The sequence below is a fragment of the Pseudoalteromonas sp. AOP7-A1-14 genome (genome assembly GCF_052376275.1).
Taxonomy (GTDB): Bacteria; Pseudomonadota; Gammaproteobacteria; order Enterobacterales; family Alteromonadaceae; genus Pseudoalteromonas.
Genome location: NZ_JBQSVO010000279.1, coordinates 1 through 605 on the forward strand (window position 1 = coordinate 1; position 605 = coordinate 605).

The following is a 605-nucleotide window of genomic DNA, read 5'->3' on the forward strand; positions in this document are numbered from 1 at the left end:
TTTATCGCGGCTTTTTTGTGTTTATAACTTAAATGAAGAGTATGGTAATATTGAGCTGGTTTTTAAGGAAATGACTGGTTTAAAAGGAGTTACTTGATTGATAAATATAATAAAAAGCTCACCTGTTTCGTACTAATCACTTGCAAATTGGCGAAGGAAGTATTAGCGGTTATATCGCCTGTTTTTTAGCTATTTTGTCTTGTTTAGGTGTGCTTGCTTTTCATTTCCCTGAATATTTAACAACACCAGAGCTAAGACAAAGCTACAGTGTAGACTTTGTCAATTGATGTTTGTTGCGCTTATAGTGGCTGGTAGCTTGGGCTTACTCAACTTCGTTCGTAATAAAAATAAGCGCTTGGGTGTCACAGCATGGCTTTTCATCTTGTTGGTAGTTGTGTTCGGTGGCCCAAATGTACAAGTAAATGATTTTGCTGATAACACCCCTTATATAGGTCTAGATTGGTTTATATTAGATCTATTAGGCTCGACCTTAATCTTTATTTTGATTGAAAAGTTGTTACCCCACCGCAAAGAAAAAAATATTACGCAGCGAGTGGCGTGGCGACTTAAACCACTTTTTTGTTAATCACCTGATTATTGGTTTC

General features: G+C 36.4%; 1 pseudogene. It reads left to right on the forward strand.

Features of this window, described 5'->3' with window-relative positions:
- Positions 1–122 precede the first annotated feature (122 nt).
- Positions 123–605, forward strand: a pseudogene (locus ACT3RM_RS18105) (sterol desaturase family protein); the annotation flags it as partial.